General features: G+C 73.0%; 6 protein-coding genes. 1 reads left to right on the forward strand and 5 read right to left on the reverse strand.

What is annotated here, in order from left to right; translation table 11 throughout:
- The first annotated feature begins 157 nt into the window (after window positions 1-157).
- Entirely contained in the window at window positions 158-2,239 is a 2,082-nt protein-coding gene (locus KIS93_RS51655; RefSeq protein ID WP_080037274.1) for an alpha-galactosidase, read from the forward strand.
- Between the two features lie 64 nt (window positions 2,240-2,303).
- Here the strand turns inward: KIS93_RS51655 and KIS93_RS51660 are convergent, their stop codons facing one another.
- The 5 genes from KIS93_RS51660 to KIS93_RS51680 form a co-directional block, all read right to left on the reverse strand.
- On the reverse strand, window positions 2,304-2,924 hold the full coding sequence (locus tag KIS93_RS51660; RefSeq protein WP_080037275.1) for a hypothetical protein: 621 nt from the start codon (window positions 2,922-2,924) through the stop codon (window positions 2,304-2,306).
- Window positions 2,911-4,470, reverse strand: coding sequence for a vWA domain-containing protein (locus KIS93_RS51665; RefSeq protein ID WP_230466028.1), 1,560 nt, complete (start codon window positions 4,468-4,470; stop codon window positions 2,911-2,913). The genes KIS93_RS51660 and KIS93_RS51665 overlap by 14 nt, the downstream gene beginning before the upstream one ends.
- Window positions 4,467-5,609, reverse strand: coding sequence for a toxic anion resistance protein (locus KIS93_RS51670; protein WP_222107963.1), 1,143 nt, complete (start codon window positions 5,607-5,609; stop codon window positions 4,467-4,469). Before KIS93_RS51670 ends, KIS93_RS51665 begins: the two co-directional genes overlap by 4 nt.
- Window positions 5,610-5,625: 16 nt before the next feature.
- Window positions 5,626-6,612, reverse strand: a complete 987-nt coding sequence (locus KIS93_RS51675; RefSeq protein ID WP_222107964.1) for a hypothetical protein — start codon at window positions 6,610-6,612, stop codon at window positions 5,626-5,628.
- 235 nt (window positions 6,613-6,847) lie between these two features.
- A complete protein-coding gene (locus KIS93_RS51680; protein ID WP_155126631.1) occupies window positions 6,848-7,267 on the reverse strand; it encodes a hypothetical protein in 420 nt (139 codons plus the stop codon).
- Window positions 7,268-7,380: the final 113 nt, after the last annotated feature.

Raw genomic sequence — 7,380 nt, forward strand, 5'->3', positions numbered from 1 at the left:
CATTAAAACTTTCAACAGGACCACTCTGGGCCGAATTACGCACATGGCGCATGAGCTGAGTCACACCCGTCCGGGGGCGCGGTGGGGCGGCGGAGCCGGGAGAGGTAGCGTCGTAGCGCTGAAACAGGTGTCCCCCTCCCTGGGTAAGGAGCCCGACTTGTCTCCTGTGATCCTCTCCGCGGCGGGCGTCGCGCTGGTGCTCGACGACGCAGCTCCCGGCCTGCCGCGAGTGCGGCACTTCGGCGCCGGGCTCGGGCCCGTCGCCGGGGCCGACCTGCTGCCCGCGCTGACCTCCCCGGCCCCGCCGCTGCTGCCCGCCCAGGGCGACGGCTGGTACGGGCGCCCCGGCCTGTCCGGCGGCAGGGACGGCGAGCACTGGCCGGTCCGGTGGACGGTGGACGGGATCGACGTGACGGCCGAGCCCGGCTCCGGCGGGTCGGTGACCGTCACCGCCTCCGACGCCAGAGCCGGGTTGCGGCTGGCGAGCGAGCTGGTCATGGACGGCGGCGGCCTGGTGCGGATGCGGCATACCCTAACGAATACCGCCGCGTCCGCGTACCGGCTGGCGGGGCTCGTGTGCGCGCTGCCGGTGCCGGCCCGGGCCGGTGAGCTGCTCGACTTCACCGGCCGGTGGGCGCTGGAGAAGGTGCCGCAGCGCAGGGAGTTCGGGCAGGGAGTGTGGTCGAGGGAGAACCGGCGCGGCCGCACCGGGCACGACGCCACGGGGCTGCTGGTGGCGGGCACCGGCGGGTTCGGGTTCCGCGCCGGCGAGGTGTGGGCGGTGCACGCGGGCTGGAGCGGCGACCACGTGCACTACGCCGAGAGGCTGGCCGAGGGCGTGGCGCTGCTGGGCGCCGGCGAGCTGCTCGAACCCGGCGAGGTCGTGCTCGCAGAAGGCGAGCACTACAGCACGCCGTGGGTGTACTTCGCCTGGTCCGGGGCCGGGCTCGACGACGTCAGCGCGCGCCTGCACGGCCACCTGCGGGCCCGCCCGCTGCCGGTGCGGCCCGTCACGCTGAACAACTGGGAGGCCACCTACTTCGACCACGGCCTCGACCGGCTGCTGGAGCTGGCCGACAAGGCCGCCGCCGCCGGGATCGAGCGGTTCGTGCTCGACGACGGCTGGTTCCGCCACCGCCGCGACGACCGGGCCGGCCTCGGCGACTGGTACGTCGACGAGGGCGTCTGGCCCGACGGCCTGCACCCGCTGGCCGACCGGGTCCGCAAGCTCGGCATGCAGTTCGGCCTGTGGTTCGAGCCGGAGATGGTCAACCCCGACTCCGACCTGGCCCGCGCCCACCCCGACTGGATACTCGGGCACGCCGAGCGCATGCCGCCGCCGCAGCGCCACCAGCAGGTGCTCGACCTGGCCCGGCCGGAGGCGTACGCGTACCTGCTGGAGCGCCTCGACGCGCTGGTCGGCGAGTACGCGCTCGACTACATCAAGTGGGACCACAACCGCGACATCGCCGAGCCGGTGCACGACGGCGTGCCCGGCGTGCACGCGCAGACGCTGGCCACCTACCGGCTGCTGGACGAGCTGCGCGCCCGCCACCCCGGCCTGGAGATCGAGTCGTGCTCGTCGGGCGGCGCCCGCGTCGACTTCGGCATCCTGGCCCGCACCGACCGGGTGTGGACCTCCGACAGCAACGACGCGCTCGACCGGCAGCAGATCCAGCGCTGGACGGGGCTGCTGGTGCCGCCGGAGCGGATGGGCTGCCACGTGGGCGCGCCGCGCGACCACGTCACCGGCCGGATGCTGCCGCTGGCCTTCCGCGCCGCGACCGCCCTGTTCGGGCACATGGGCGTGGAGTGGGACCTGACGGCGGCCAGCCAGGAGGAGCTGGAGGAGCTGGCCGGCTGGATCGCGCTGCACAAGCGGCTGCGGCCGGTGCTGCACGCCGGGCGGGTGGTGCGCGCCGACCATCCGGACCCGTCGGCGCTGCTGCACGGGGTGGTGACGGCGGAGCGGGCTGTGTACGCGTACGTGCAGATCAGCTCCAGGCCCGTGATCGAGCCGGGCCCGCTGCGGCTGCCGGGGCTCGACCCCGAGGCCGGGTACGAGGTGCGCGTCGCCGGGCCCGGCGCCGAGGGGATCGCGATGCCCGCGTGGGCCGCGATGCCCGCCTGGGCCGCCGCCCCGGTGCGGCTCACCGGCGCCGTGCTGGGCGAGATGGGGCTGCCCGCCCCGGCGCTGCGGCCCGCGTCCGCGCTGGTGCTGGAGCTGGTGCGGGTCTAGCCGGGTCGAGAACCCGAAGCCCGGACGAGGCTGACCGAGGCCGAGTCCCGAGGCTTGGACGAGGCTAGCCGAGGTCGAGGTCGGAGCCGCCGAAGCGGTCGCGCAGGAACCGGCCCTGGTCGCGCAGCGCCTGCTCGTCGCCCCGATGGATCGCCTCGGCGACCTTGCCCAGCTGGGCGTCGAGCAGGGCGAGCTGCGCCAGCAGCTCCTCGTGCGCGCTGCGCTCCCGCCCGGCCCGCCGGGTCAGGGCGTAGCGGCGGGGCAGGTTCGCGTACGCCTCCAGGCTGGCCGGCAGGTAGCGGCGGATGGTCTGCGCGACCACGTGGAGCTGGTCGGGGGCGGCGGTGAGCTGCTCGGCCCTGGCCAGCACGCCGCCGATGACCTCGGCCAGCGCGCGCACGGCGGCGCGCACGTCCTCGGGGAAGCGGTGGTCCACGCGCCGCACCAGCCCGTCGAGGTCCGCGCGCAGCGCCCGCGTCTCGACCTCGGCGTGCGTGATGGTCAGCCGGACCCGGTCGGGCGGGGCGAGCAGCGCGCCCGCCCCGTACAGCGCGATCACCACGACCGGCCAGTACGCGCCCGCCACCCCCAGGAAGTGGGCGACCAGGCCGAGCAGCGCCAGGCAGGAGCCGGCGATGTTCCTGGTCGAGCCCAGGTAGCGCAGGGCCCGCTCACTGATAGCCACGGATCTCCTTGAACGCGCTGGTCAGCGACGTCTCGCGGGCGTCGAACACGGCGCCGCCGGTCAGCTCGGCCACCTGCCGCATCTCCTCCACGTCGCTGTCGCCGAACAGCACCACGAACGTCGGCACCCGCCGCTTTTCCTCCGGCAGCGCCCGGTAGTGGCTCTCGAAGTCGGCGTAGTCGGAGCCGTCGGTGTTCTCGCCGTCCGTCATGAGCACGATCGACCCGTAGTGTCCGGACTCGACGGGCCGGTCGTAGGCGGTGCGGAGGCTGTCGTAGATCGCGGTGCCGCCGTTGGCGGACAGGCCCTCGGCGAAGCTCCTGATCGCGGCGAGCACCGTCTCCGGGTTCCGCTCGGGGACGGTGAACGGCACCGGCTCGCGCGGCGCGCCGCTGAACGGGATCATCGTCACGCTCTCGCGCTCGCTGAAGCGGGTGAAGGCGCCGGAGGCGGAGGTGTCCGCGCCGGTGAGCGCCACCAGCGCCTGCCGCAGCGCGTCGATCCTGCCGCCCTTCATCGAGCCGGACGTGTCGAGCACGAACGTGGCCTGCGCCGGGACGCGCACCTGGTTGAGGTAGGTGGCGATCAGCTCGTCGGCGGTGCTGCGCCGGTTGGGGAAGGGCAGCTCGATGAGCTGGGCGGCGCCGAACCGGGCGTCCAGCGGGACGCCGCCGGTGATCGGCCGGCGGTGGGTACCGGTCATGATCTCCTTCTGCACGGCCGGGGTGCGCAGCCAGGCGGCGAGCTTGCCGTACAGGACCTTCTTCTCCTCCGGCGCGGAGGCCAGCAGCGTGAGCGGGTAGTCGGCGCTGACCACGCCGTCGCCCGGGTAGACGAGCGTGAGCGGCTCGCGGGCGCCGAGCAGCACCGACTCGTAGTTGACCATGCCGTCCACGCTCGGGTCGCGGGCGTAGGCGTCGGCCAGCCAGCCCGACGAGCCGGCCGTCAGCCGCTGCGCGGAGAAGAACTCCTTCAGGCGCGGCGTGACCGAGGCGACCTGCTCGGCGCCGAGCGCGCCGTCGGCGTCCGACAGCGCGGCGGCCACGCCGACCAGGGCGGAGAAGCCGGAGTTGGAGGAGGCGGGGTTGGTCATGCCGAAGCTGAACCGGCCGTCCCCGGCCGCCTTCGCGATGTCGGCCCAGGTGACCGGCTTGCCGTTCCAGCCGAGCGCGGCGGCCTTGGCCGGCTTCAGCCCGAGCACCACCGGCGAGACCATGATCTTCGTCTGGGTGGACAGCTTGGCCTGGGCGCCGTCGAGCAGCGACAGGTAGCGGTTGGAGGAGAACCAGGTGGCGTCCGCCTTGCCGTCGGCGCGGCCGCTCGCGACCTGGTCGGCGCCGTCGAGCGTGCCGGTGTAGGTGAGCGCCACCTTGACCCCGGCCTCGCTCCCGGCCCGCCGCAGCAGCGGCTCCAGGTCCTTGATCTCGCTGCCGGCCAGGACGCGCAGCACGTCGGGCCCGTCGGTGGGCCCGTCGGTGGATTGGGCGGGCCCGCTCGCGCAGGCCGCCGTCAGCAGCAGCGCCGCGGCGCACAGGAGGATTCTCACGCGGACGCCTCCTTGGCGCGCTCCAGGTACGTCCTGGCGTGCTCCAGCTCCGACGACAGGCTGTCCACCGTCGCGGCCATGCTGTCCACCGCCTTGGCGCGGAAGGAGTCGATCAGGTCCATCGTGGCGTAGACGTTGTCGAACGCCTGGCGCAGCGTGTCCAGGTCGACCGTGGTCGAGGCCGCCTGGTTCTGGACGGCGCCGGCCTGGGTGCGCAGCATCTCGCTGGTGGCCAGGATCAGGTCACCGGTCGTCGCGTTGAGGGCGGTGATCTGGTCGAGGACGAGCTTCTGATCGGCCAGCGCCTGCGCGACCGTCACCGCCGTGCGCAGCGCGGCGACGGTGGTCGTGGTGGCGCGGTCCACGCCCTTGCTGAGCTCCAGGTTGTTCTTGCGGACCAGGTCGAGGGCCAGGTAGCCCTGCGCGGAGACGGCGAGCTGGGTGAGCAGGTCCTGGTGCTTCTGCCGGACGGCGAACAACGCGTCCGACCGCAGCGCCGTCGCCTGCTGCTCGTCGGCCACGGCGATGCGCTCCTCCAGGGCCGCGTCCATCTCCTTGGCCATGACGGCGTACTCCTGCAGCCGCGTCATCGTCTCCCACAGGCTCGCCTTCTCGCCCTCGATGGCGGCGTTGTCGCGCAGCAGCTCGTCCTGGCCGGACCGCAGCGCGCGGATGATGTCGTCGAGGTGCTTCTGCGCGGAGTGGAACCTGGCGAAGTAGTCGCGCAGCCGGTCGCCGAACGGGATGAGCCCCAGCAGCTTGCGGGGGCCGCTCGCCGCCTGCTTCGGATCGAGGTCCACGACGGTACGGCGCAGCGCCACCAGGTCGCCGGCCACCCTGGCCTGCGCGTCGGCGCCCTCGCCCTTGGCGGCGTGGAGGGCCGCGACCGGCCGCTTCAGCATGCGGTTGGCCACCTGCGAGGCGGAGCGGATCTCGGTGTCGCCCATCGAGGAGATGTCGTGCACCTTGCGGGCGAACTCCGGCGAGCGCGGGTCGATGCCGCCCAGCTCGCCGGCGAACGCGCGCGCCTTGGCGGCCAGCTCCGCCGCGCGCTCGCCGGTCATCGGCAGCATGGTGGCCGCCGTCTCGGCCGGCACCGGCGTGACGGGCGCGGGCGGCGTGAGCACCAGATCGGACACGTGCGGGATCTCCTTGTCAGGGACGTGCGGCGTCGATGGTGGTGATGAGCCGGTCCAGCCGCTCGTACGTGGGCGGCTCGACGACGTCCACCAGGTCGGCGGCGGCCGGCGCCCCGGTCTTGGCGACCAGGCCGGCGAACGCGCGCGGGTCGGTGGTGCGGAAGCCGTAGGTGGCGGCGAGCGACTGCAGCTCGGGGTCCTCGGTGAGCAGCCGGCCGACCCGGTCGCCGGCGGCCGACAGGGGGACGAGGGTGTGCTTGCTCAGCACGGTCGGCGACGGGTAGACCAGCCGCATGTCGGGCTTGATCGCGCCGTCGCCGGCGAAGACGTGCGCCAGGTACTGCGCCTCGTAGACGACCAGCATCGGCGTCTTGCCCGCGCCCAGCGCCAGGTAGTCGTCGAACGAGGCCTCGCTGGTCGACTCGGAGAAGCCCTGGTCGAGCACGGCCGGCGCGAGGACGGGCGCGATCCTGGCGATCTGGGCGTCGGAGGTGATGACGTCCTCGCCGTTGGCCACGTAACCGATCACCGACAGGTACATGGCGGCGGAGTTGGAGGTGCGGATGTCGGTCGTGGTCAGCAGGACGCGCTTGCGCGCCTTGTACGCCGAATTACCCGGAATTTCATCCCAGCGAGTGCCTTTAGCCACCAGTTCCAGATATTTCTTGATATCTAGGGTTTGGTGGCTTTTGCCGGAATTGCTCAGCACGCCGGCCTTCGCCAGCAGCCCCGCGATCGGCTCGAACGTGGCCACCGCCATCGGCGAATAGAACGGCGAGTACGTCACCGTCGCCCCCCGGTCGCGCTTGATCCGCTCGGCCGCCGGCACGCTGGAGGGAAAGGCGAAGGCGTACCGGCCCAGGTCCACGTCCGTCACGATCTGCCGCGACCCGGCCGTGTCCACCTCGACGCGCAACCCGTGCCGGGCGAAGGCCGCCCGCACGCGCGGGTCGTCGAAGAACGGCTTCTTCTCCGACCCGATGACCCCCCGCACCACCGCCACCGCCGGCCGCTCTTCCCCCGATTGCCGGCGACGACCGCGACCACCGCCACCCCGGCCAGAACCGCCGCCAGAATGACGCCGATCCACCGCTTCATCGAACCCCGTTTCCCGAAAAGGACCCCTATATGGGGGATTATGGGATGGCGGTGACGGGGGTCGCGCGGGGGTGAAGGCGAACGTACGGCAGAATTCATCCGCCGTTCACGGAATGGCGTTTCCGGGCCTTTTCGAACGGTCAGGGGATGACGTCGGCCACGATCGTGACGCCGTCCTTGCGGCACGACGTCAGCCTGCCGGTCCTCATGCTCTCGGCCGCGCTGTTGCTCGCGCACTCCCAGCCCGCGACGGTGGCGACGCCGGCGCTGCCCTGCTTGGCGGTCTTCGGCCGGTAGTAGGTGCGCAGGACGCGCAGGGCCTCGGCACAGTCGGCCCGGCCCCGCGCCACGGCGACGGCGGCCGGGGAGCCGTTCGCGGCCTCCGCCTCCCCGCACACGGTGCCGGGCCCGGCCAGCGACGGGGTCGGGGTCGGGGTCGGGGTCGAGGTCGAGGTCGGCTGCGCATCGACGGTCCGCACAGGGGTGGGAGGCGGGGTGGGGCCGCAGGCGGCCAGGAGGAGCAGGAACGGGGCACAGGCTACGGCGGCACGGACACGCACGGGGGCGGGAACTCCACGGAATCGACGGCACGACCGGGGCAGTCTCTCACAGCGCGGCGGGTGGCGATGCGTCAAGAAAGCGTAGTTTCCGGCCAGGTGGTGAAGGCGGTTTA

It is taken from the genome of [Actinomadura] parvosata subsp. kistnae (assembly GCF_900323885.1).
GTDB classification, from domain to species: Bacteria; Actinomycetota; Actinomycetes; order Streptosporangiales; family Streptosporangiaceae; genus Nonomuraea; species Nonomuraea composti.